This window comes from Bacteroides zhangwenhongii, from assembly GCF_009193325.2.
Taxonomy (GTDB): domain Bacteria; phylum Bacteroidota; class Bacteroidia; order Bacteroidales; family Bacteroidaceae; genus Bacteroides; species Bacteroides zhangwenhongii.
In genome coordinates, this window is sequence record NZ_CP059856.1 from 4,496,799 (window position 1) to 4,522,077 (window position 25,279).

The 25,279-nt window shown below is 51.9% G+C and carries 17 protein-coding genes and 4 pseudogenes; all 21 read right to left on the reverse strand.

Annotated elements, in window-relative coordinates:
* Complete coding sequence (locus tag GD630_RS17815; protein WP_029425922.1) at positions 1–792, reverse strand: glucosamine-6-phosphate deaminase; 792 nt, start codon at positions 790–792, stop codon at positions 1–3.
* Positions 773–1,960 (reverse strand): N-acetylglucosamine-6-phosphate deacetylase, encoded by a 1,188-nt coding sequence (gene nagA, locus GD630_RS17820; protein ID WP_143865091.1) that lies wholly within the window; start codon positions 1,958–1,960, stop codon positions 773–775. Before nagA ends, GD630_RS17815 begins: the two co-directional genes overlap by 20 nt.
* Positions 1,961–1,995: 35 nt before the next feature.
* Positions 1,996–2,544, reverse strand: a pseudogene (locus GD630_RS17825) (glucose/galactose MFS transporter); the annotation flags it as partial.
* A gap of 241 nt (positions 2,545–2,785) precedes the next feature.
* Positions 2,786–3,646 (reverse strand): DNA adenine methylase, encoded by an 861-nt coding sequence (locus tag GD630_RS17830; RefSeq protein WP_007562461.1) that lies wholly within the window; start codon positions 3,644–3,646, stop codon positions 2,786–2,788.
* Positions 3,643–4,281: a thymidylate synthase gene (locus GD630_RS17835; protein WP_007562465.1), complete on the reverse strand. Its 639-nt coding sequence runs from the start codon at positions 4,279–4,281 to the stop codon at positions 3,643–3,645. The genes GD630_RS17830 and GD630_RS17835 overlap by 4 nt, the downstream gene beginning before the upstream one ends.
* A gap of 66 nt (positions 4,282–4,347) precedes the next feature.
* Positions 4,348–4,590 carry a hypothetical protein gene (locus GD630_RS17840; RefSeq protein ID WP_007562467.1) on the reverse strand — a complete coding sequence of 81 codons (243 nt, stop codon included), beginning with the start codon at positions 4,588–4,590 and terminating at the stop codon, positions 4,348–4,350.
* A gap of 185 nt (positions 4,591–4,775) precedes the next feature.
* Positions 4,776–5,261: a DUF4376 domain-containing protein gene (locus tag GD630_RS17845; RefSeq protein ID WP_007562469.1), complete on the reverse strand. Its 486-nt coding sequence runs from the start codon at positions 5,259–5,261 to the stop codon at positions 4,776–4,778.
* On the reverse strand, positions 5,258–6,559 hold the full coding sequence (locus GD630_RS17850) for a reverse transcriptase domain-containing protein (RefSeq protein WP_007562471.1): 1,302 nt from the start codon (positions 6,557–6,559) through the stop codon (positions 5,258–5,260). The genes GD630_RS17845 and GD630_RS17850 overlap by 4 nt, the downstream gene beginning before the upstream one ends.
* A gap of 375 nt (positions 6,560–6,934) precedes the next feature.
* Positions 6,935–7,168, reverse strand: coding sequence for a hypothetical protein (locus GD630_RS17855; protein WP_007562474.1), 234 nt, complete (start codon positions 7,166–7,168; stop codon positions 6,935–6,937).
* A gap of 129 nt (positions 7,169–7,297) precedes the next feature.
* Positions 7,298–13,848, reverse strand: a pseudogene (locus GD630_RS17860) (hypothetical protein).
* A gap of 25 nt (positions 13,849–13,873) precedes the next feature.
* Positions 13,874–14,062 (reverse strand): hypothetical protein, encoded by a 189-nt coding sequence (locus GD630_RS17865; protein WP_007562482.1) that lies wholly within the window; start codon positions 14,060–14,062, stop codon positions 13,874–13,876.
* 2 nt (positions 14,063–14,064) lie between these two features.
* A complete protein-coding gene (locus tag GD630_RS17870) occupies positions 14,065–14,784 on the reverse strand; it encodes a hypothetical protein (RefSeq protein WP_007571287.1) in 720 nt (239 codons plus the stop codon).
* A complete protein-coding gene (locus GD630_RS17875; RefSeq protein ID WP_005798244.1) occupies positions 14,781–15,068 on the reverse strand; it encodes a hypothetical protein in 288 nt (95 codons plus the stop codon). The genes GD630_RS17870 and GD630_RS17875 overlap by 4 nt, the downstream gene beginning before the upstream one ends.
* Before the next feature lie 13 nt (positions 15,069–15,081).
* A pseudogene (locus GD630_RS17880) lies at positions 15,082–19,067 on the reverse strand (hypothetical protein).
* Positions 19,058–19,552: a hypothetical protein gene (locus GD630_RS17885; RefSeq protein WP_182505653.1), complete on the reverse strand. Its 495-nt coding sequence runs from the start codon at positions 19,550–19,552 to the stop codon at positions 19,058–19,060. Before GD630_RS17885 ends, GD630_RS17880 begins: the two are co-directional and overlap by 10 nt.
* Position 19,553: 1 nt before the next feature.
* Positions 19,554–23,197, reverse strand: a pseudogene (locus tag GD630_RS17890) (viral A-type inclusion protein).
* A complete protein-coding gene (locus GD630_RS17895) occupies positions 23,194–23,400 on the reverse strand; it encodes a hypothetical protein (protein ID WP_007562496.1) in 207 nt (68 codons plus the stop codon). Before GD630_RS17895 ends, GD630_RS17890 begins: the two are co-directional and overlap by 4 nt.
* Before the next feature lie 38 nt (positions 23,401–23,438).
* Positions 23,439–23,927 (reverse strand): hypothetical protein, encoded by a 489-nt coding sequence (locus GD630_RS17900; protein WP_005798252.1) that lies wholly within the window; start codon positions 23,925–23,927, stop codon positions 23,439–23,441.
* Positions 23,928–23,930: 3 nt separating this feature from the next.
* Positions 23,931–24,506: a hypothetical protein gene (locus tag GD630_RS17905; RefSeq protein ID WP_005798256.1), complete on the reverse strand. Its 576-nt coding sequence runs from the start codon at positions 24,504–24,506 to the stop codon at positions 23,931–23,933.
* On the reverse strand, positions 24,503–24,829 hold the full coding sequence (locus GD630_RS17910; RefSeq protein WP_224205180.1) for a hypothetical protein: 327 nt from the start codon (positions 24,827–24,829) through the stop codon (positions 24,503–24,505). The genes GD630_RS17905 and GD630_RS17910 overlap by 4 nt, the downstream gene beginning before the upstream one ends.
* Positions 24,795–25,274 (reverse strand): hypothetical protein, encoded by a 480-nt coding sequence (locus GD630_RS17915; protein ID WP_007562503.1) that lies wholly within the window; start codon positions 25,272–25,274, stop codon positions 24,795–24,797. Before GD630_RS17915 ends, GD630_RS17910 begins: the two co-directional genes overlap by 35 nt.
* Between the last annotated feature and the right edge of the window lie 5 nt (positions 25,275–25,279).

Sequence of the window (25,279 nt, forward strand, 5' to 3'; positions counted from 1 at the left end):
TTATAGATTTATCTGTTCTGCACTTTCTGCGTCCAAATATAACGAAGATTTTTCTTTTCTTCGCAATATACTAGCCGGACATTTTTCTGAAATTTCACCGTAAATAGCTCGATATACTGCATGGGCCTTATTTTTGAAAGGTACAATACAAAACATCCATTCTGCTTTTAGCAAGGCGGGAATTGTTAGTGTCAATGCTTCTTTGGGTACTAAATCCAGTCTCTCGAAGCATTTCTCGTTGACTTGCTGCTGGCGGCATACCGGATCAAGTTTTACGATCTTCACCAGTTTGGGATCATTGAAATCAGCCACATCCGGATCATTGAAAGCAATGTGCCCGTTTTCTCCGATACCCAGACAGACAATGTCTACCGGATACTTAGTAAGTAGATTGGCATATCGTTTGCATTCTTCTTCAAGGCTCTCTGCACGTCCATTCAGGTAGTTCACTTTTTTGAAAGGAACTTTATCGAAAATACGGATGCGGAGGAAATGACCGAAACTTTGTGGCGCGTCCGGATGAATACCGATGTATTCATCCATATGGAAGGCATTAATTCTGGTCCAGTCAATTCGCTTATCGTGAATTAGATGATTTAAGAATTCGTTTTGTGAGGGAGCGGCGGCAAAGATCATATTGATTTCAGCCTTTTCTTCCAAGAGTTTGCAGATTCTGTCAGCTACTTCTTTTGCTGCTTCGTTGCCCATCTGTTGGAGAGTGGGATAAATTTTAACGGTCAACAGCTCTTGTTGAAATACTTTGGTTTCTGATTCATTTACTATAGATAACATGGCCTTCTGATATTGTGTTAATAACATGGATTTGATTGTCGAAAATGACGATGTCAGCATCTTTGCCTATTTCAAGAGAACCTTTAGATGAATCTATATGTAAGATGCGGGCGGGGGTAAGCGTCATCATGCGTACAGCGTCGGTGAGAGGGACATCGGCTACTTGTATCATAGTTCTGACTAAGCGGTCGGTAGTGGCTACACTGCCTGCAAAAGCTGAACGGTCCGGCATTTTTGCAACTCCGTCTTCGATAATTACTTTCTGACCATTGGTCAGACTTCCCAGAATGGATTCTCCGTCCGGCATTCCTGCTCCTCGCATTGCGTCGGTGCAAAGTGCAGTTTTATCGGGTCCTTTGAATTTATAGACAAACTGAAGAAGCGGTTTTGGGAGATGTATACCGTCAGCAATGATTTCCACTGTTATGTCGTCAATCAAATAGGCCGCTTCTACTACTCCTGCATATCGAAAAGCATTTCTGCGTGTTACGGATGACATGGCCGAATATAAGTGGGTAACATGGGTATACCCGGCTTTGTATGCTTTTTCCACTTCTTCATAGATTGCATCGGTATGTGCAATGGAAGCGAGGATATGCTGCCTTTGCAACTCTTTACCCATTTCGATAGCTCCTTCCAGTTCTGGAGCAACGCTCCAGCGCACAATATCCTGTGAGACATTGATAAAATGGTTATATTCCTTTGGATATGGCTTTTTAAGATAATTAGGGTCTTGCGCTCCACACTGGGAGGGTGAGAAATAAGGACCTTCAAGATGTAACCCTATGAATTTAGCACCTTTATTGTTGAGGCATTTCGCTTTTTTGTAAGTGGTAAAAGTATTCATTAACTCTTCATCAGTACAGGTTAGCGTTGTAGGTACCATAGCTGTTGTTCCGTACTTCGCATGGACTTCTGCGATTCCTAGAAATGCTTCCACTGTTCCGTCCATAAAGTCGTGCCCGCCACCACCATGAACATGCATATCAATAAAACCGGGAGATACATACTGCTGTTTCGCATCTATTATTTGGTCGTCCGGGTTTATTTCAAGCATTTCATTGGTGACGATTTGTTCAATCTTTCCGTTGTTGCATATCAATGCTTTACCGGTATCAATATGGTCCGGAAAGATGAGTTGTCCATTTATAATGATTAGTCTCTTCATTTTATGTTGTTTGAGGTTTATTCATCATTTGTTTTTTATCTCCATGAAGTGATCTTGTGCCCTTTAACAGCAAAGAATACAAGATAAAGGAAGCAAGGGATTAATACCCAGTAGCCGATACGCAAATCGTATATTTCAGCAAAATGACCGTAAACTAACGGTAGGATCGCATTTCCACAAAGTCCCATGATTAGCAGTGAGGAACCTGTTTTCGTAAACTTTCCTAATCCATGAATGGATAATGGCCAGATACCTGCATAAATTAGTGCATTGGGAAAGCCTAGTGCATTGAGAAAAAAGATGGAGGCATTGGCTTGATGGCCGAAAAGAGTTACATTAAAGTCAGCCAATACAACTCCAAATGAGAGGAATAATCCTAGTACTGTACACACAATCAGTGCGTTCTTTTGTGAGATATATTTGGGGATTACGATGATTCCCAATATGTAGCCGATCATTGTACATGCCAGAGTATATGAGGGAAATGCTTTTGCTTCCAGTAAATCCATACCCATAGAATTGGCATAATTAATGATAGTGTCAATGGCTATTACTTGTGTTCCTACGTGAAAGAAGATCGCTAATGTATAATCCGCAAATCCAAATTTCCGCAGAATCCGAAACGAAGCGTTCGATTTTCAGGGAAAAGGACAAAACGAAGCGTTCAAAAAAGGAAAGCGCGCAACACTCAAAAAGCCGAAACAAAAGTTTTGTAATGACCTCTGTTTCGGCTTTATAATTTCATAAAAAATGGCTTTATAACGGCATTAAAATAAGGCTCAAAAGTTTGGCCTTCTACTTGAAAAATTGTATCTTTGTTCAGTGCTAAGCAGCTGTTTTATGAACTAATTTTTCCTGTTTCTTATACAGCATCATGTCTGTATATTCGGCAGAATAATTCATGTGGGCATTGAATTCCTTTTTTGTACAACCCTCAAAAGGATTGCCAATGGTTTTGTTTGCTCCAATCCATTCACACAGTTCAAGTATGGAGGATTTATTGGATGTGAAATAAACGAAGGAATGCTTTTCGAGTATCTTTAAAACATCCAAATAATCAGACAAGCGCCAATACATATTGTACGTACCAACATCAGTGGAAAGATAAGGCGGATCAATTAAAAAGACGACTCCGGGAACATCCTTATATTGGTTGAATACTGCTTTGTAGTCGCATGATACAATTTCAAGCCCTTTTAAGTAGTCAGAAGACTCCGGATAACCGGTCTTGCGAATGTTGTTATAAAGGACTTCCTTGCGCATTTCGGCTACAGACAATTTATACTTCATGGAGAACATAAGTGAGGATGATAAGGTTATAAAATCCACGTACCCAACATTTAGTTCTTCTTCCTCGATACGTTTAAAAATGCGTTCTCTAAGTTCCCCTTTAATTGGTTTATGTTTGGGTATCGAATTACCCACCAGCTCCCTAATATCGGCAAGCAGTTTATTTGTCTGTGGGATATTTTTCAGTCTGAACCGGTAGTTGTCGAAGTCATTGTAGACAACAGTAGCATCGGGCTTGCTTCTTTTGGCTATATGCGAAAGAAGTCCGGAACCGCCAAACAAGTCCACAAACACGGTATCTTCAGGGAACTGTTCCAAAACTTTAATAAACTCTTTAGCAAACATTCTTTTTTGGCCTACAAATGGCAGTGGTGCAGATAAATTCATATTCTTCATACGTTCAAGTCAAATTTAATGTTTTCAACTCCGGATAACAGTTCCAGAGTCCGGTCAATGTTATTTTCATATATATGCACATTTCCAAGGTCAAGGGTTATGGACTTCAGGGGAAGCTCCACCTGCCTTGCCATCAGATAAAGATGATAAATATCAGCCGGAAGCCCAAGGTTCGCATCAGAACTACGCTGATATGCAGATAGCACCAATTCTCCCTCATCAATTTGGAACTGCACAAGACTCAGGCAGGGTGCCTGGTTGCTTTCCACCCCGGTTTCTCCAAGAAACAGGACATAATTCTTGCTGTTGCGCTTTTCCCGGTTAATCCTGGTTATGAGGGGTGGAAGCTTTTCAAAGTAAGTTGGATAGCTGTTTACAAGGGTATGGCCGCAATAATCCCACCAGGTAATCCCTGCCTCTTTGTATTTTTCCACATCCCGGACTCCTTGCATAAACAGTTTCAATTCCTCTTTCAGCTTTTTCCTGGCTATCCCGTGGCTTTCAAATATGTCAAGTAAATCAGCGGGGGTTAGCATGAGCCTTTCGTTTAATAGATACTTGATACGCCCTTTCCTATTGGTCTGGATTTTGCCCGTTTGGAGTATCTTGTCTAATGTCTGGTAATACTTATTCATGAGCTTTATTTTTGGTTGTACAAAGGTAGCTCTACCGGACAACACAAGGCATCCCCGGCACATCAATCACACTGCACCGAGCGTGCAGTGCTTTCCAAACCGTTTGATAACATCATACACCTTACGTTCGCTTACCGAATATTTATTTGCCAAAAACGCCACTGCATAAGTGGTCTTTTCACCTTGTTTTTTCATGACCTCATACTCCGTATATAAGTCTATGAATCGAAGGTCATCCTGCTTGCCGCCCAAACTTATAAGCATTTCAAGCGGTTCTCTGTTAAATTTAAGTGCTTCAAACAATGTCATATCCAATCATTTTTGTACTTTTGCAATGCCAATCATTTATTTAATGCGTAAAAACGCCACGAGAGTGCGGCAGAGGGCATTGCCCCCGGTCGCGCACTCTCGTGGCGTTTTGTGTTAATAAATGATTGGCGTCTATATTAACAGGCCGGGGGCTTTTTTTATCCCTCCCCCGAAGGGATTGTCAATCACTCAATCCGATATAATTCCAAATTGAACTTGTCCTTTTTTTCCCAGCCTTCAGCCAGAACTGTCTGAATGAATCCTACTGCTTTTGTATAGAAATCTTTCAGTTCTTCTAACTGAGTAAAAGTATGGTATTCCGGTTGTTCATCCGAACCAAACTTAAACGTCACTGGCAGGGTTTCTCCGCCCGTCTGAACGGCCAAATCGTATGCTGCCTTATAGTTGTACTGGTTCTCCACAGAAAGCCATACATGGGCACCATTATAGGCGAATCCGGATAGGATAGCCGCATCAGTCTGGCTGTTATACCAGGACATAACCAATGTGTGGATTTCCTCATCAGTAGGCTTATGCCCGAACTCCTCTTCCATGTAGGAGGCAGAGCCGTTCTCTTTTTCCTGCACATCCCATCGGATGCGCCATTTGTCTTTAACCGGGTTCGTGCATTCCATCAGCGAAACCCCGGAACTTCCTTCAACTCTTCTCATGTAAACACGTATTTGGTTCTACCTTTGCCGAATGTCTCTGTCTTGATGGTCGTTTCAAACGGGAAACCATCCGGCATTTCCTTTACTTGTGCGAGAATATTCTTCATTTCCTCGCTGTTGGTGAAGAACTTCTTTGCCTCGCCGTTCACTTCGATGGCCACAATACAGCGGTCTTCTCCCTGCTCGGTTTTGATACCGGTCTCAAAGTCCTTCACTACAATGGGTAAGTTTACCAGTTCCCGGATGCTTACCACCACTCCGGGGAATCGCTTTTTACCGTCTTCCGGCTTGTAAGCGACATTCAAGTCTTTAAAACTTCTCATTTCTTTGCCTGTTAATTTTTTAAACAACTTATTACAGTCGGCGTGCTTCGTCATGCCGTAGAAACTGGCAATCAGTTCCCGCCGTCTTTTTCTCGATTTTACCTCGTGCATTTTCCGGGCAAACTTCTGTTTGATGCGTTTCCGCAATCTTACATAGTCGGGACGGATAACATAGCCAAGGAAATCAATGCCTTCTTCCACAGGGAACACCCGTTCATTCGGCTTTATTTCCAAGTCTATTTTTCCCATTTGCCCGTGAACAGCATCACGAATCTTCCACAATTCCGCTTTCGTTTTACCGAGTACCAGTCCGTCATCGCAATAGCGATAGTAATAACGAACCCCGTACTTATCCTTCAGATAGTGGTCTAAAAATACAGACAGAAGCAGATTTCCTGCCCCTTGTGAACTGCGCAGTCCGAAACTGATACCTTCCGGCAGCAGCTTAACAAACCGCTCCAACAAGACCAACAGCCTTTTGTCCTTGAACACCCTCCGGAAGCACCACATAACAAAGTCCTGCCGCGCATTGTCATAAAACCTCCGGATGTCAAATTTGTATGCGTAAAGCGTGCCTTCCGGATTTTTTTGCAAATCGGTACGTATGCAGTTCATCAGGTCATGAGTACCGCGCCTTTTGATGCTTGCACCGGTTGTCCGGATATAACGTTTTTGCAGGTGGCGGTCCACCACATTCATGATGGCAAACACAGCGATGCGGTCTTTCATGGACAGGATCTGCAAAATACGTTTTTTACCGTATTCTTCAATTTCCCTCTCATGGTAGCCGCCCAGCCGGAATGAGCCGTCCGCAATGGAAGCCGTCAGTTCGGTGATAATCTTCTCCCTATGGGCAAGCAGGAATCGTCCCTGCCTTGACCTCTTACGATCGGTTCCGCGAAGTACCGAATCGAATGCCTCCGACATATTGGAGTATTCGATGATTTCCTCGATAATATATCCTTCCCTGCGCATAAGCTATTGGTTAATAAACATGGAAGATGAGGGCCTTCCTTTCCCCGGGTCTGACTTCTTCGAACTGATAACAGCCTACCAAACTCCACCCGACGCGTGATTTTTCAGCTTTCCACCTTTTCTGGTGCTGTTGCTGTGGCTTGCTCCCCTCGGCACCGCTTCGGGGACACGTCCCCGCTGCTGTACGCCGATTTGTTAGATTTCCAGACGCGAGCCGACATTCGCATTCGTATTCGAAGCATCGTTATTCGCATTCGCATTCGACACACCGCCATTCGCATTCGCATTGTTGTACCCGCGATAGACCACACGGACTATTGGGGAACTCTACCGCTTGCAAAGTTACTGATTTAACAGGCAAAACAGATAAACGAATTACACTATCATCCAAAATAAAACGGATATACTGCCACCCGCGACGGTGAGCCCCCAATCAATCCAGTCCCAAGGACTTCCCCGAAGAGTATCTTTCAGTTCCAGACAGGAAGCTGCAATGGCCGCAGCATAAAAGGCCGTCCAAGGAGTAAATCCCAATAGACCTACCATCAAACCACCGATAAGATGCTTGTAACGGTTACTCATTTTTAAAAATGCGATAATCTTTTTCATATACCTCAAAATTCTATTTTTTCGACCGGCTTCGCCGGTATTTGAATACCTTTTAAATGGAATTCGGAAACCATCCGAATCCCGTTCTTTCGTTTTAGTCGCTTCGCTCCACGCTTTGGCGCTTTGCGCTTACGCCACCTCGCGTATCGCCTTGTACGCTGCCACGCTTTGCGCCCGGACGATTTTGCCGCGGAAGGCCAGACGCGAGCCGACACTCGCACCGTATTCGAAGCATCGCTATTCGCACTCGCATTCGACACACCGCCACCCGCATACGCATAGTAGTACCCGCGATAGACCACACGGACCGTAGCGGTGCTTATCCAGTACATGTCGGTATAGTAAGTAGAAGATGATCCGTTCAGATTACCTACCGGAATCATGTCCATATACTTGCCGTGCGCCACGCCTGTAATCCACTGACCGCTGTCCTTCTTGCCCTGTACCATACGGATACTGCCGTCAGGCATCCAGATGCGCCATTTGCCCACGTTACCGCTGTCGTTCGGCAGATCCACGCCGTCCATCATGTCATACTTGTTGCCGTAGATGTCCTCATAGCCCAGGCAGCAGATATTGTTCACCTGCACCACAGTCGCCTGTCCGTATTCGTCCCGACTCTTATACCAGGCATACTGGTGCACCAGGCCGTCAATCAGCGAATTCGTGATTTTGTTGTTAATGACATACGCTTCATCGTAGCCGATGGTGTCTGTCATCCCGTGTTCGGCCGTTCCGCCTGTTGTGCGGTTATTGTTATGCTGACCGGCACCGCATTGTTCCTGCATATCCCTGCGCCCGTACTTTGCATAGCTCAGGTTCGCGATGCGGCTGTGCATCAGCGCATCTATCTGCTGCATACCCCGCTGCTGGCTGTAGTAGTGGAAGTCCGTCCAGGTCATACTTGCCGTGGTCGAAGCTCCGGTGATGCAGGCACGCAGTTTACTGCCCACCACCGAACTGCCCACAACGGCACACAGATGCTCCTCATTGGCCACCCAATCCGGTTCCATGTCCTCTATCTTGTCGCTGTGGCTCAGTACCACGCAGTCAAACTCTGCCGTGTTCAGAATGGAGAAATGCAGGGCTGTAGCACGTTCCGGAACGTCTGCTATCAGATACATGCCGGCTTCAAATTTCAAGCCGATGGTCGGCACCACAATACTCTTCAGGATGTTTCCCTCCGCATCAGCAAACACACTGCCGATAAGCCCTGTTCCTGGAACGCTCGGGAAGCGGACACGTCTGTAACCCGACACGTCCACTTTGCACACGGAATAAGCCTTGTCCGTCGTATAGGATTCCATCAGCGTGGGCTTGCCGCTCATGATCTTGCGTTCACCCAGCCAGCCGCCCTGTGTCTCCTTGATGGCATCCAGTGTCAGTACCGTCGCCTCAGGCACCGGGGGCATTTCGTCCTCCGGATAACTGCTGTAGCAGGCGTACTTCTTGTTGTTCAAATAATCGTTGATGCCTTTGCTCCAGTAAAACGGCTCATACATCATCCAGTCTCCCTCGCTGCCGTCCAGCTTCGCCACCGTACAGTCGTTCATATCCTCCGCATCGGCATAGAAGTTCGAGCTTTCGTCATGCAGGGGGAAATAGGTCATCTCCCCGTCCGGGTTGTTCACTTCCACCTGCTGCCCGGCTATCTCCACCTTCCGGCTCGTGGGCATCTTCGTCACCTTGGCCAATACGCGGTGGCGCTTGGACAGGATGGCATTCACATGCCCGCTCATTTTGTACGTATTGCCGAATTTGTACCCCGTCTTGTTGTCCAGGTTCGAAACATTGGCATCGTCGGCCACGCTGTCGTCAAACTCGATCATCGTATAGGGCGGCTGCTTGATGGTCAGTTCCGGATAACGGGCGGCATACTTCTCCAGTTCCTCATCGGCCAGATACTTCGTCAGGGTCAGCTTGCCCCTCAGTCCCGAATGCCGGTCATCCACGGCACCCGTCTGTGTATACGTTCCGTAGTCGTAATACTTCTTCAGCAGGGTTCCGTCGTCTTCCCGGTCTATCTCCAGCACGAAGCGCTCCAGCTTGCCGCTGCCGTTCAGTCTGGCCTGGTGCAGGCGTTCCAGCATAGCGAACCCGTCGATGCCGGGGCAGTTGGTGTAGCGGTAGCCCCGCACATTATTGATCCCTTCCAGTATCAGGCCACTATCGGACAGCTTGGTCAGATATTCCAGGAACAGTTCCTCAATCGTGTCCGGCAGGCATAACTGCACAACGGGCGCACCGGTGGCCAGTTTCACACGGGTCAGCCCCGTACCCCTCACGTCCAGTTTCTTCAGGCGGCCCTGCCAGCTCAAGTCCAAAGTGGCCACATTCCCGTTGTCCCCGTTCCGGGCCAGCCGGTTGTTCCGCATGTTCACTTCTTCCAGAAGCAGCATACCATTGGTCGAAGCCATGAACGAGCCGTTCCGGTAACCGCTGGCTTTCTCCACGCTCATGTCGAGTTTTACCAGTGAGGTCAGCAGACCGAAGTTGAAGCCGATTGCGAACGCATCCTCGTGCCATACCAGCTCCTTGATTTTGGCTGCACCGATAATCTTCAGCGGGTCGTTCTCACCGAAGGCACGGGTCAGCTGCAGGGAATGGAGCACGTCCGCATCCACCACGCCGCTGTCGGCCTGCACGCCGTTGCTGGTGGAGAGCTGCACACGGTACGGGATGGTCAGCCGGTACTGCATCGGTTTCAGTTTATAAGCCTTGTCCAGCGATGCCGTACTCTGGTAGAACTGGGCACCCAGCGTGGATACATAGCCGTACTCCACCTGCTTCAGGTCATACCGGCGTTGGATGAAGTAGTTCCGGTGTGCTTTCAACGAACCCTTCAGACCGTAGATTTGCGGATAGGTCTGTTTGGCACCGTCAGCACCCACCGGCATTTCGTTCAGGAACGGGTAGATGTATTTGAAGATGCCGGACTTGTTATAGAGGCGCGAGCACCACTTCTTCATCTGTTCGGTATCGAAATGGTCAATGGCTTTCTGGATACTGAAGGCACTCATGAAGCTTGCGCCCCCGTTCCATCCGCTCACCATAATCTCCACAATCATGTCCCAGCAATTGGCCACGATGAGGTTCCACAGCCACGAGTTATGACCCTGCATCACATAAGCCCCGTCGCGCTTCGTCTGGCGGTTGTCGTCATACTTCCCGGTCAGGAACGACTTGTTGTCAGAACCGAGCTGGCAGTCGCCGTCATAATAGTCAATCGACCATTTCACACCGTCCCATGTGCGGATAAGCATGTTCTTCGCAAGCTGGTCCACGCCGAGGTTGAACTGCACGTACAGATAGTAGGCAATCAGGTGGGGAAGGTCGAAATACTTCCCGGCCTCTTTCCTGAACGTATCGCTCTGCCACTTGGCGGTAGGGAACTTGTCGCCGTCGTCCTCATAGTCCACCCCCTCGAACGAATGGGATTCCGTGCTGTAAACCATGTTCCTGCCCGCAGGCGTTTCCTTTACGCACCGGTAGACGAAACTCATCATGCGGTCGGTGGCCTTGTACATCTTGTCGTACTTGTCACCGGTACCGAGGTGGTCTTTCAGGTTCGGTTCTTCCTCCGCGTCACCGCCTCCGTCCGACCAGAAGGTATCTTTCGGATGATTAAATTCCAGTCCTCCGTCAAAGTTGTAGTCCATGAAATCCTTATGCTCCGGTTCGGTACTCGGCAACCAGTGGAACAGGCACAGCGGATTGGAGTTGTTCAGCGTCTCGAAGCAGACGGGCAGGTACTGCTTGTGTCCTTCCTCGTCGGCTTCCAGGTAGTTCAGCGTGTCGCCCTCGCCCCATTTCTCGCCGCCGATGGTCTCATCCTGCCCGAAGATGGGGTAGCTGTCGCTCTTCTCGTTGTTCATGTTGTACTGGCCGTAATAGGTCAGGTCTTCGTCGGCACTCTTCGCTACGAACAGGTCGCACGGCAGGCCGTCGATGGCCGAACGGTAATCATCCTCCAGCCCATGGTCTTTGGCGTAACGCTGGGCAGGCGTAAGCAGCCCCATCTCTTTCAGTCCGTCATTGATAAGCTTCGCACCTCCGGTATTGGTGGTCATGGACGAGTCCGAGAAGTCGCATTTGGAACATGCCAGCTTCGCGCCTACCGAGTTCCTGCGTAACTTGAAGAGATTTTTTTTGCCGGTAGTTACCACCGGATTCTTCTGCCTGCCGTTTCCGTCAATCTCCCCGTAGCTCAATGTAACCGTCCAGCCGCTTGCCGTCTTCTGGAAGTAGAAACGGAAGTTCTTTCTGGCATAGTTCACGGAAGAAGTACCCTGAATACGGACATATACGTTGGTAAGGATAAAGTCAAGCGTCCTGTCCTCTCCGTTATAGAAACGGACCTCCCTTACCAGTTTATTGGCCTTCTTGTCGTTCAGCTGGGCCAGTGCATCCACCACGTTCAGCGTGTCGCTCTCGCTCGGAACCTCACTGCCCACGCTGCCCGTGCCTATCAGTACCAGGATCGAGTTCCGGCGCTTCTTCATCAGCCCCATCAGCTTCTCCATGCTCACCGTATCTCCTTCATTCAGCACGCGGTTGTCCTCATCCAGTGAGCGCACGCCCGGTTCCCCGTCGGCATCCTCCAGGTGGTTGCGGTCCACGATGTAGTTGTTCAGCACCTCGTCCGAGGTCAGCGCCTTGTTATAGATACGCACGCTCTTCACGTTCAAGTCGGCACCTGCCGACTTAAATTCCAACTGGCTCTGAATGTCAAAATTCACCTTGTCGAGCCACTTGGAAGCAGCCGACTCTTCACCGTTCACATAGAAACCGATCAGCGTGCGCTGTTCGTTGGTCTGCACGTTCGGATAGAACACGTAGGTAATGCGGATATTCGTACCCGGCTGGAACTTGGTACCCACCGAGTCTTCATAGCGCAGCACCTGTCCGGCATCCATCGCCTCGGTCACCACACCGGTCAGGAACTTGGCCTCTTCCGGAGTCACAATCAGCCCGTACCGGTTGCCGTTGTCCAGCTGCCCCAGGCAGGTGATCAGCTCGGCATCCGTATCCGTCACGTTGGCCGTGCTGTATTCTATCTCCAGCGTCATGCCCACGTCACGGATGGCAAATCCCTCGGGCTTGTCCGCCTCGTTGAAGGGGCGGTAACCGCCGTCAGCGGTCAGGGTCATACCTGCACCACCGGCCAGCAGCAGGCGGTCCTTGTGCCAGCCGCTACCGGCACCATATTCGTTCACGCTCCACAGCACGTCCCGGAACTCCATACGCTTGTCACCGCTCACCCAGCTTGCCGGGTTGTTTTCCGTGTTGCTTCGCCCGAAGGCGTCAAACGTACACACGGCATCCGGTGCCAGCGTGGCTTCAATGTCCGGGTGCGATGTGGTGTTCACCTGCACCTCAAGCACGGCATCGCCGCATGACACACGGTAGTCCAACGGTTCCACGTTCACGTTCGTCCGTCCGTAGCTGCCGGTCTCACCGCGTTGCAGCAGGTCTTCCTTCACCACGCTGCCCCGGTCGGTCACTTTCACACGGGCCGTATACGCATCGCGGTCATAGCCGGCATACGTGAAGTTCCATGCCGTGAACTGCTCTGCCTCCAGCACCGGGTGTTTCCAGTCACGCTGGAACCCCGCTGCCCGGTGGCTGAACATCAGGCCGGCATACGCTGTCACACCTCCGCCTGCCTTCAGCAGCGTAATGTAATGCACCCGGCTCACCACACCGGAGTTCTCATGCTGCGCGTAGGCTTCCACCACGTTCGTACCCTCCTGCATCTGTGTCAGGGGGATGGTCACGTTCTTCTGCTGCACACCGCTGCCGGCCGAAAGACCGAGGGTAAAGGCCTGTCCGCCGTTCACGCGGTAGTAGATGTTCTTCTCACCGCTCGTGCCCTTGGCAGTAAAGGGGATGTTCACGTCATTTTTATATCCCCCGTCGGCCAGCCCGTTGCCCGCCGAGTAGGTGGTCTCCAGCTCCATGGCCACCATGGTCACCTTGGCCGTGGCCGTCTTCATCAGCGTGCCGTCCTGGTAAGTTGCCTGCGCTTCCACCTGTACGGTATAGGCAGTGGCATCCTTCAGGTAGGGCGAAGCGTCAAAGGTATAGCTCTGTCCGGCTGTAACACCCACAAACTCCGCATCCCGGAACTCACTGATGACGGTCGAACCGCGTTTCACGATCACGCGGGCTTTCAGGTCGCTGTAGCCGTCCACCGTACCGCCACCGGCAGTGCCCACACCTACGGAGTATTTCACCACAAAGCCGCTGCCCAGTGCCAGATACTGCGAGGCGGGAAGTCCCGCACCGCCGCTGTCCGTCAGGTCGATGTTCACCACCACCTTGTCATCGTCCGTGTACTTGGAAAAGCGCACTTCCTTCGAGCTCTCGCCGCCCTGGTTGTCCTTCTGCTTGACGGTCATCACGTACTGGGTGCCGTCCTCGCTGTCCTGCACATCCACGTCCGTCACCGTACCCACCATCGCATCGAACACCGTTCCGGATGTAGGAGGTTTCGTCTCGCCGCTCACCAGTTCCTCGGTAGGGGTACGGTTTGACAGTTCCTTCTTCAGGAACGCTTCGATGTCATCGCCTGCATAGGCATGATAGGTGCCGTCCGGCTGTTTCTGATTCCATGGTGTTTCAAGATTCATCGGATGTTCAGTCGCGTTGATGATTCCGCTTATTTTCCTTTTTGCCATAATACTGTCCTTTTATAATAATCATTCATTTATCAGTTTTACTGCTACCGTTCCATGCGTCCGATCCGTTCCACGGCTCGTCGCCTTTCCAGTATCCAAGTCCGAAACAGCTGCTTATCGCAGACCACACCAGTCTTGCCCCGGCATAGACTGCCGACAGGGCACGTTTCCCCACATACGCAGCCGTTATTTCCTTACCGCCTATGGTTATCATCGTCAATCCTCCTCATAAATCAGATACAGCGTATTCGCATCCTTGTCCTGCAGCGCCTCGTAAGCTTCCCCGCTCATCACCTCATGCCGGTAGGCCAGCAGTCTCAGGCTGCCGCCTGTTCCGGTATATACGGCATCACCCAGCAGGTAGAGCTTGTCCGGCAGGATGGCTGTCCGGTCCGCATTCATGAATATGCCGGCAGGAGGCACACCCGCCACATCCCAGTCCCCGTACAGGGTGGAGTCCATGTGGTAGGCGAACTTCCCGGCATCCGCTACATACACTACGCTGCCGCCCGGTTTGGTACTCTTGTCAGGTAAAACGTTGCCTGTTTCCATCCATGAGGAAAAGCGTGCGGTAGCCCCGCCGATGGCTGCTGCCGTAGTCTGTTCCACCTTGGCAGCGGCGTTTTCTGCCTTGGCTGCCGCTTCGTTGGCCTTGGTGGCCGCTTCCGTGGCGGCCTGGGTCTTTTCCTCCAGTCCGGCTACGGCTCCTTCCGCTTTCTTGGCGGCAGCCTCGGCACGGGCGGCGGCATCGCTCGCAGGCTTCCCTATCAGTTCCAGGGGGACGTTCACCATCTTGCCGTCCTTCTCCCCGGGCAGTGATTTCACACCGCTCAGCGAGGTGACGGTCTCCAAGTCCTCCACGCCGGTAGAACTCTGGAGTACACGGTCCAGCACTTCCTGAACCAGTTCTTCTTGTGTCATTTCTGCCATACTCATTCGTTTTTATCGGTTTCTGACCCGCCCAGGATTTCGTTCAGGGCATCTATCACATTGGGAAGACAATAGCGTTCCACCGCCATGTGTATCATCCCGGTTTCCTCATCGCTGAACTCGGTCTCGCCGGTACTCTCGAAAATCTTGAACGCAAGCCGATGGGCCTTGATGCCACTGACACGCGTATACAGCAAATCGGCTATCTGCTCACGTGCATCGAAAACCTCCCTCGTCTGACGGGTTATTCCGGTGGGAACGCTGAAATTCCTGAAATCTAACTTTTTCATATATATCTGTTTTTTAGGATGAATGATTCAATATCTGGTAACGGAATCCGTCCGCTTTTGTAATAAGTACCGTTACGGAGTCCCCGGATGCCATCTCGTAGTTTTGCAAATCTTCATTGTGGTTATAGATACCTTTTAGTATGATATTCTTTGAACCGGGTCTGACCCTGAACGTGACAATGGCTGCAAAATCGGTAGGCAAGTAACTCATGCCGAACTTGTATGTATGCCACAGAACTTTCCGACGGCAGCGTAACCTCTACCTTACTGTAGTTGGGTTCATTGTAATACATCAAAATGATATTGTGTTGTGAGAAATCCACCGTGTAGTTTCCACTTCCGAAGGTAAGCAGCTTGGCTTTCGTATTGATAAACGCCGGGGCAAGTAATGCCGCATTGCTGCTGATACCGTAGTTCTTCGTACCGCCGGTAACATCTATAAACAATCCATAGTTCGCTTGGTCGAAGCCGTAATTCCCGTATATATTGGGGGCTGAGTTCACGATACGACCGACAGCGGTAAAAGCTCCTCCTGCAGAAGACGGTATCACATCATCACCGAACATCACATATCCTTTGCTGCCGCCGACACGGAAAAAATCATCATAAATGGCAAGACCGCCACCGCTCCCGTGAGAGTCGGCCACAGAACCGATACGGCCGTTCCCTATCTCAAAGCCGCCGATTTTCCCTTTGCTGCTGTCTATCTCTCCGGTAAACTTACCGTTGGTCGTTTCAATGCTGCCGTCTTCCAGTATCTTGAAGTTGCCGTTGGCCGTTACCAGTCCCTCCAGCTGTATATGGTCGGCTGTCAGCTTGATTTTGCTCACGGTATTTCCGTACTCGTCCTCTTCCTCCACGCTCACCCCGATAAGGGCAATCTTTCCTGTATTGTCCTGCGCATACAGACCGGAACCTTCAGGCTTTATGACAAGCCCGGTCTCTTTCAGCGCATTACCGTCCTTGTCGAAGACCGCCGCTGAAATCTTTACCAGCCGGTCGCTCTGTTCGAACAGTGTACGGTACTTATAGGCCAGTGCGTCCGCCTTGTTGGTGCTGAACACCAGCAGCGAAATGTAAATCACGCCCGTAAACGACAGCTTGAAGTCGCCAGTGCCGTTCCAAAGTCCGTCCAACGTGAACATCTTCTCACCGCCAACGGGCAGGTCCTCTTCATGGCCGAACATGTTGAAGTTCTCAAACCCGGTCTTATCAGCGTTCACAAATTCTATTTTCAACCTTCCGGCCTTGATAACCCGGTAGCTGAACGACAGATACACCACGCCGGGCACCCGTTCGCCCTGGCTGTTCGTCTGCCGGTACTCCGGTACCAGCCGGAAGTCCTCCAGTTTCTGCATGATATAGCTGTTCCGGATATAGGCATAAGGCACCTTGCCGTCGGTCCGTATCTCGGCATGGCCGTCCGGCTTCGTACCGTAAGGACCGCCGTTCGCCCAGATCCAGCGTCCGCCCAGGGTGAACAGCGTAGCCTTGCTGCCCGTCTTCCATTTGTCCATGCCGTCGGCAAAACTGCTGTTGTCCAGATAACTCTGTTCTTCGCGTATTTCCTTGCGCAAGCTTTCCACGGCTGAATGGATTTTCCCCTCGGTTATCTCAAACCGCGTCAGGATGTCCTCGCCCGTCATCAACACGAACGTACCCTTCAGCCACACGTTGTCGGCATACAGGCCGTTTCCTTTCGCTGTTTGTCTGCCGGGAAAGAGCGCTGCTCCTGATGCCGTCCAGCTACCCAGCCGGCAACGAAGGCAGCCGTTGAAGTTCTTGGCCTTCACACCGTCCAGAATGTCGATACGGGGCTGTCCGTCCTCCGTGGCCGCAATGGATATAAGGTTCTGCCGAGCGGGGTTTCGGTGTTGCCCATCAGCACGCACTCAATCGCCTGCCTCCGGCTTCACCCCGCCAAACTCGCTTACCGGGACCAGTACACCGCCGGCTATCACCGAAGCCACCTCCACCCAGTATGCTTTTAGTTTCTTACCACCCGTAACCGCACAGCGCATCAGGTCATGGGCCACAAAGCCCGATCCTGCTCAAACACGATGCGGTAGTTGTCGCCCTGCTTCACCACGTCCTTGATCTTGCCGTTGGCAGCGGACACCACCAGCTGGCCGCACACACTGCGCACCTTCTCGATCAGCAGTTCCAGCGCCACCAGGCTTTGCCGGGCAGTCACTTTGTCCACCGTCAGGTTTGTCAGTCCGGTCAGCTGGTCAATCCACAGCTGCCAGCCCTCACCGGTCAGCCCGTCCACAAACTCCGTGCTGCGCAGCAGTTCGCGGATCACGGCAGTCAAGTATTCGGCATTGCCCTCACCATCCACGATGCCGCAGGGCTTGCCGCCAGCAGCCTCGCCAAAGCTCACACCCTTCAGGAAGCGGATGGACTCTTTGGCTGTGTCCGGCTGGTTCTTGCTCAGGAACTCTTTCTGGCTGCGCCGGGCGGAAAACAGGTTGTTGTCCGTGGGCAGCGTCTTGTCCCAGCTTCGTATGATGTCCGGAAGGGCAGCGCCTTCCGTCTTTGATTTCGTATAGCTTTTCAGCGCACCGATGCTGTCCGTCACCTTGTCGAACTTGCCCACCTGCAGCGCATCGCTTATCTCGATGTCCATCTGCCCGGGTTCGTTCACCTTGCGGCTGATCTTGGTGATACGGCTCTGACGGTAGCCTTTTTCCGGGAAATACTTCCGGCTCTCCAGCTTCACCCGTCTGCCCACAAACAGGTCTATGCCGTGCTCCTCGATGTATACCGGGTCTGTCGGGGCTTTGTAGGCGGCAATGTCCAGCCAGGGTCCCGGTTGTACTCGTCCACCGCACGCAAACTCCTCTTCTCTTCGGCCAGCCGGTAATACTCATCCGGCATCCGGATATTCCACAGGATATAGGTGTCGCCTGCTCGGGGCACCAGCTTGCCGCCCGGCAGCTGGGTGTCGTCATCGTAGGGCCAGATGGTGATCAGTTCGAATTCACGTGCCGCGCTGTCGTAGTTCACCTCAAAGTAGTGGTCATCGCTTTCTCCCAGTCCGGCAAGGTCGCCCGTCTGGAACGACACACGTTTGGTTTCTCCGGCCAGCTCGTACAGGTTAGGGTCAAAGTCCAGTTCCCCGTCCCGGAAATAATAGACGGTGAATTTGTTTCCTTCATCGTCTGCCACCTCCTCGCTGCGAACCGAGCTCACCGTACCGACCCGACGGGGGAAGATGCCGCTGAAAGCATCCTGCTCGTAATGGTCATAGATGCCATATTCCTCCACGCCCTGCTCGATGTACTTCCTGCCGCCGGGAAGCATCAGACGCGGGCTGCCGTATTTCTCCGCATCGATGTTGCGGGTCGAGCCTACCGGGAACAGGCGCGTATAGAATTTGGCCGTGTTGCTCGTATCTCTTTCCAGGGAGGTCAGCCCCTTGCCATAGCCAAGGGTGATTTCTTCCCCGTGTTCGCAGCGGCACACGTTCACAGTCTGCCCCTCAACCCACCATTCCACCTTGCCGCCTGCCTTTTCCGCGATGGCTTTCAGCGCTTCGTCGCAGTACATCCCCTCGTAGTCTATCGTGATCAGCTCCGTACCTTCCACCGTACCCGTCTTCCAGTCAGTAATGTGGCCCATGCCGTTATTGATAGCCTTCACCACCATCGCCACATGCTCGCGGGGCGTGGCCGTCAGGGTAAACAGGGGGTTGGTGTCCCCGTCCGTCGTCTCCAGCACCAGGAACCGCTTGATTAGGCTCTCGATACCGTACAGCTTCAGGTTATACTCCCATTCACCATCGCTCACCTGCTTCGGCGTGTAGCGTTCTGTCAGCCAGTACCGTTCGCCCAGATAGTCCGTGTAGTCGTTCACGTCCAGGGGCAGGAAGGCATAATAGCTGAACGACAGGGAAAGCACATTGTCTCCCTGCACTTCCTTGCTTTGCGTCGAGCTGTCGTTCACGGCCACATCCGCACGCTTGGTTCCGGCTTTATCATATATCGTTATAAGCATATTCCAATAGCGTTTGAATGGTATATAATCGGTTTCGGTTCCCGGAACTTTACCCGGAACTTTCCGGCATGCACACCTTCCGTCCACAGATAGGTCAGCGGGGTGAACTTCGTACAGTCGGCATACTTCACCCGCAGCTGCAGATCCAGCTGGGGGAAACGGATCTCCAGCCAGCCGTCCTTCCCTTGCTTCAGGAAATTCACAAAGGCAAAGTACTGCTTCATCCAGCCTGCCTGGGTCTTGTTGTAAAGCGCAAAATGCAGCGTCACGTCACGCGCTTCATTCCGTGGGGTCAGCACGGGGCTGTATTTTTCCCCGTGCTCTTCCCGTATGTCCACAGCCGTATCCTTCTTGGCCTTGCTCGGGGTCAGGATGGCCGTCAGGTTCTCCATGCCCCCGCGCCGGTCTTCCACCAGGAACACGCCGTATTCCGTCCAGATGTCCGTGCCGTTCACCAGCACCAGTCCGCTCAGTATATTGCCCATATCACTTCACTTTTAGTCCGTCACGTATCATTTTCTTTATCACTTCCTTCAGTTCGCCCAGGTGTCCGGCGCTCACACCGGTGTTCTCGGCTATCCGGGCCAGATGCCCTTCAGCCGTCCATCTTCTCCACCACGCTTTCCAGCCGGTCGTCCATGCTGCTCCAGTGCTGCAGCCCGCCGGTGAACATGCCCTCCAGTTTCGTGCCCTGGTCCTGCGTCATGGCCGTAAAGCCGCCCGCTTTCGCACTTTGGCTCGTACCGCCCTGCTGCGCTTGTCATAACCGGTGGCTGCCGCCAGGTTGTCACGCAGGGCAAGGGCTTCATCCATATACTGCATGTACTCTTCCATCAGCGCGTTTCCGTTCCGCCTCGGTCAGTTCGTTGTCCTCCATGGCCTTGCCGAACTTCTCCCACCAGCCTTTCAGTTTGTCGCTGTACATCTCACCGATCTTGTTGCTCAGCATCGCCCGCATGAAGTACTCGGATATATCCTCCGCCGCATCCTTGGCACCGTACTTCATGTTCATCAGGTTGTCGATGAAGCTGCTGTACATACCGTCGAACGAAATGCCCGTCAGCCCTTCATACAGCTGGTCGGTCAGTTCCTCCAGCTTGCCGGCCTGGTCTATGTAGTCATCCAGTTTCTCGGTCAGTCGCCCGCCATAGCCTCCCTTACCGGTATTCTGGATTTGCGTCCACATATCCACGTTGCTGCGCAGTGCCTTCATTTCCTCCGGGCTCAGGCTCCACAGGTTCCCGTCCCACTGGCGGCCGATCTGTCCGCTCAGTTTGTCTATCTGTGCCTGGTTGAAACCGCCCCAGTAGTAGTTCCAGCTGTGGTGACTTCCGCTGTAGCGTGCCTGTTCCTTTGCTATCTGCAGATAGTTTGCATTCGTTTCTTTTTGGTATTTGTAAGCATCCCGGTAAGCTTCCACCGATTTTGTCCCCTTGCTTGCCTTAATGGTATCGGTCAGGTCTTCGATGGAAGTCTGCAGTTTCTCGTTCCGGTCCGTAAGACGGTCTATAGCCGCCTGCACTTCCCTGGCGTTCCCGCCGATGCCGAACAGTTTGTTGAAACCTCCGAAAGACACCGTGTTCAGCAGTCCTCCGATACCATTCACAAGGGAACCGCCTATCTGTTTGAACAGGTCTCCGCTGAGGATATTGTCGAGTATTCCGGTTATCGCATTGAAAATGGTATCTATCAATGATGAGATAATCGGGCCAATACCGTCTTTCAGCAAATCCAGTATGGAGAGAATGGCCGATATGATTTGTCCGATGACTCCGGCACTTGACAGGGTTTCGGACATCCGGCTGATGGCATCGCCGACCTTGCCTCCGATATTCAGTTTTGAAAGACCGGTAAGCATGTTCTGGATTCCTTCAAATGATCCCTGCAAGGTTCCGCTCGCAAAGCCGTGCAACCCGTCGGATACCATGTTCAACCCGTCAACCGTGTCCCGGGAGGCACTTTTCACCTCCCGGCAAGCGCCTTCATTTCAGAGGTGGCGTTCAGGTATTCTTCGTCAGCTGAAATGCTGGACGATTGGGCCATTTGAAGAGCGATTTTAGTACGTTCTATTTCTGCCTGGTTACCGCTTTCAAGAGCCTTGTTGTAATCGGTCTGCGCTGCTTTTAACCGAATGAATGCCGCTTCCTGCTGCAGTTCCGCATTTTGCACGCGTGTTACGGCATCCCCCAAAGCGTGCATCTGCGTTTGCAGCCGGGCAAAATCCAATGTCCCGTTGCCACCGGGGAGCATGCTTTGAATCCGTTCGATGGCATCGTAAACGACCTGCTGGTCTGCGGCTCCCGTTTTTTTGAACTCATCCGTCTTGACATACTGTTTAAGCTCGCCAAGCAGGTTCTTCATCTGGTCTGCAAGCAGACCGGTCAAATCCCCGAACGCTGCTCCCCAGTCTATCTTCTGGGTAAGGGCTTCCATGTCCACTTTGTGCACAGCCGCATCACGCTGCTTCTCCAAAGTCAGCCTTTCGCCCTGGGACTGTGCCTTGCGGATTTTCTCGGCATATTCTTCAGCGATGGCCAGTTTCTGCTGCTGGAAGGTCCCGTATTCCTTCAGATAGTCACGCATGGCTTCCGCCTCTTCCCTGTACACGTCCGCCTCCGCTTTTTTCCTTGACTCGGTGTTTGAGGCACGGGCTTTTTCAAGTTCATCCTGTTGCTCCCGGTAAGTCCGTTATCTCCGGTGGAAAGACCGGCTTCCTTGTTCTCACGCTTCCAGTCGGCTTCCTGCCGGTTTATTTCTTCTTTCCGGGCGTTATAGTCATATTCGATTTGTGCCAGTTTCTTTTCGGTACCGGCTTGCATACGGTCTATCTCTTCCTTCCGGTTCTCGGCCTGCAGGGCGGCAAGATCCTGCGCCAGCCTGCGCTCTGTGGCAAGCCGTTGCTTGGCTTCCGCTTCCGGATTCTTCCCGGACTGTTCGGGGTCGGTATGTCCGCCGATATTTCCTTTTTTGGCTGCTTCTGCCGCTTTCTTTACCTCTTCCTCCGCTTTTTTCAGATAACCGTCGCGTTTGTTTTCGGCATTTTTCAACAGTATGTCATAAGCTTCCTGATCATGTTTCTTAATGGCAGCCTGTGCATCATAGAACTGCCCGGATTCTGCCATGCTTGACTGCATGATATATTGTCCCCATTTCCCGAAAAAACCCATGGCGCTTTCCGCCTCTTCCGGTTTCTGCGCCTTGATTTTATTCACCTCTTCATCGGCTTCTGCAGCTTTTTTTACAAGGTTCTGGACATTGGCCTGGTGCAGCAGGACCTGTACATAGTCCTCGCTCTTTTGGATAAGGGTATCATACCATTCGGAAAGTGTTTTATAATACCCGAAAGATTCCCCGTACTTGCGGTTCAGTTCCTCTACCTTCGCCTTTTCCTGTTCCTTGCTGCCGGTGAAGTTCTTTATTTCATCGATGACCGATTTCAGTTCGAAGCGGGTACGCACCATCTGGGCACGGCCGTCCTTCTCTATCTCGGTCATTTCCTTGACTGATACGTTGAATTCATCCACGCCTTTTTTGGCACTGAACAGGTTTTTCGTCCAATCCCAGATTTCATCACCGTACATTACCAGCAGCATGATGCCGGTGGTCATGGCCGTCTGCCAGGAAAAGAGCGAGGACAGGACCTGTTTCCATACCGGTGTGCCTTTCTTGCCTGACTTCTGCAGCTCATCATATTCCTTACGGGCACGGGCCAGTTCGTCCGTAAAAATCGGCAGGTTGTTGGATATGGCCAGAAAGAACATCTGCGGTCCCATGGCCAAGGAAGGCATTTCACGGGCCATCTGCTGGATGCTGTTGTGAAGCCCGTTGAACTGGCGCTGTGCATTGGGCATGTCTGCAGGGGTGACCTGCACGGATTCCGATTCCTCCTGCAGCAGTTTCAGTTTGCCGCGCAATTCCTCAAGCTGCTTCTCCAGTGCATGGATCTGCGCGATATTGGCACTCTGGTCCAGATTGGGGGCAGCCGTCTCCCCGGCAAGGCGCAGCCTTTCCAGTTCAGCCTCCAGCAGCCTGACGGTATTACGCAGTTCCAGCGCCTCACGTTCGGCCTTGTTCATGCCGGGCGTGAGTTTGTCCTTCATCAAAAATTCAACTTCTACAGGTTTGCTCATTCCAGTTTGCTTTGAAAAAATCCTACTATATCGTTCGCTTCATCCTCGGCGCTGTGTTCCGGTCTGGGAGCACCGTTTCCGCCGCCTTGCTTTTTCCGCACATACCGCGGCGCGTCGCTCAGCATCATGATCAGCGTCTGGTAATTCACCCCATCAAGGATGTAATCCACGCTCCAGCCGGTCGCCGATGCAATCTGCCACACGAAGCCGAAAGGGCTATGGGAACCTTCATACCGGGTTCTTAACTCCCCTTCCTTGCCTGGCTCAGTCTCGGAGTCATCGGGTTCGCCCGCGCTGTCGAGCTGATAATACGCATAAAATCCTTCGTGCCCATCAGACGCTCGAATGTTCGGAACATGGCCGTCAGATAACGCCACTCCACAAAGTTCCGCAGTACCCACGCTGTCACCCCGATGCCCACGTGCCGCGACACGTATCCCCGGCATACCGTATAGGCCAGCAGGCGGCTCACAGCCTTACCATGCTCCGCCACAAAGGCCAGTTCCTCGGTCTTGTCCTTCGGTTGCCAATCGGGTTTGACACCCGTCTTCAGGTATTCCCGCGCCAGCAGAATCTGACCCCGCAGCCTCGGACGCTTCATCGTCACACGCACCTCCACCGGGCGTTTCAGCCACGGAAGCTTCCACCTTTTAAGAGGTACGGACACGCCGCTGTCAAGCAGCGCGTCCGCACACTCCATCTCTATCAGTTGTTCCAAACGGTCAGCCATACGTTAGCCCTCCTCACTTTGGAGCGATGCTGCAGCCGCGGCTTCCGCCGGCGGCAGCTTGTACTGCCCCCACTCGTCCGGTATTGCTTCCGTATCGAACACGCCGTAAGGCTGCGAACCGTCCTCCGGCATCGCCACTTCGAGCGTAACCTCTATCTTGGAGGTTTCTGTAAGGGTCAGCTTGCCTGCAGGATTGGAAAGCAGCGTGGCGTTGGGAATCAGTACACTCTGTCCGGACACGAGGGAGAGTTCCCATGGTCCCTGCATGACAAGCACCTCCGACGGGGCTGTCCAGCCGATCGGAGTTTTCTTTTCCGAGTCTTCTTTCTTATAATGCAGGCTGCCGCCAAGCAGTTTGTGCAGGTTCGAATAGTTCATCTGGATCACATTGAACGTCGGGGCGATGCCGCCGTTACTCTGTGGGATGACCAGCACCGGGGCACCCTGCACCTGTTCGGCCTCGATCTTCGCGGCCTCGGGTTTCTTGCCGCCCAGGTCAAACGAGTTCTTTTCAATATACCCGATTGTGAAATCCTTATACTTTACGGCTCCTATGCCGTACATGAAATTCTTGTTCATCGTTTATAAAGTTTGATGGTTAATAACACACCGGCCAATAAGCCGGCCAATACACCTGTGATAAACGTCCGCATCCGGTTCGGAGGGCGTTTTTCTACTGTTTGAACGTCATTTGAAATTTCGCTCTTGGTTTCGCTACGGATGCGCGCCAGCTCTTCTTCATACCATAGCACCAGCTGCTGCAGACTGTCACACGAGGCTTCGGCCACGATGTTCCCGCTGTCGTCGCTGCCTACGGTCAGATTCGCCTGTCCGCTCTTGCCACGGTACACGGCACCTTCAGGAAGTTTACGGAGGCTGTCCGCAGGTATAGACAGCTTCACCGAACTCGCCGGTATACCCGCCATCACCAGTCCCGCCCGTCGGCTTCCGCTCGCGCTGTCGGTGCTTGCCGATTCCGTCTGTATCTTCTCCACCGTCGTGCTCTTCCTGCTGCTTGCGCAGCCCGCCAAGCACAGGACAGTCATCATGATGGCGGCAACTGTTGGCAGTGTCAATGGCCTTGCGCAGTCGCGCCATTTCGCGCTTGTTGGCCTGCAGGTCTTTTCTTGTTGCATTCAGTTCTTCTTTTAAGGGTACCACAATATTGCTCACCAAAACGCGGGTGGCATGTTCTGCGTTATCCACACGCACACCCTCTGCGTCGGCTTCGGCTTTCATCGCTTCCGCTTTCGCTTTCCTCACCGTAGCACGCAGGGAACCGATGGCTGCTGCAGTGCCCACAAGGCCGCCGCTAAGAATAATGTTCATGATCTCGCTAAAGTCCATACCAC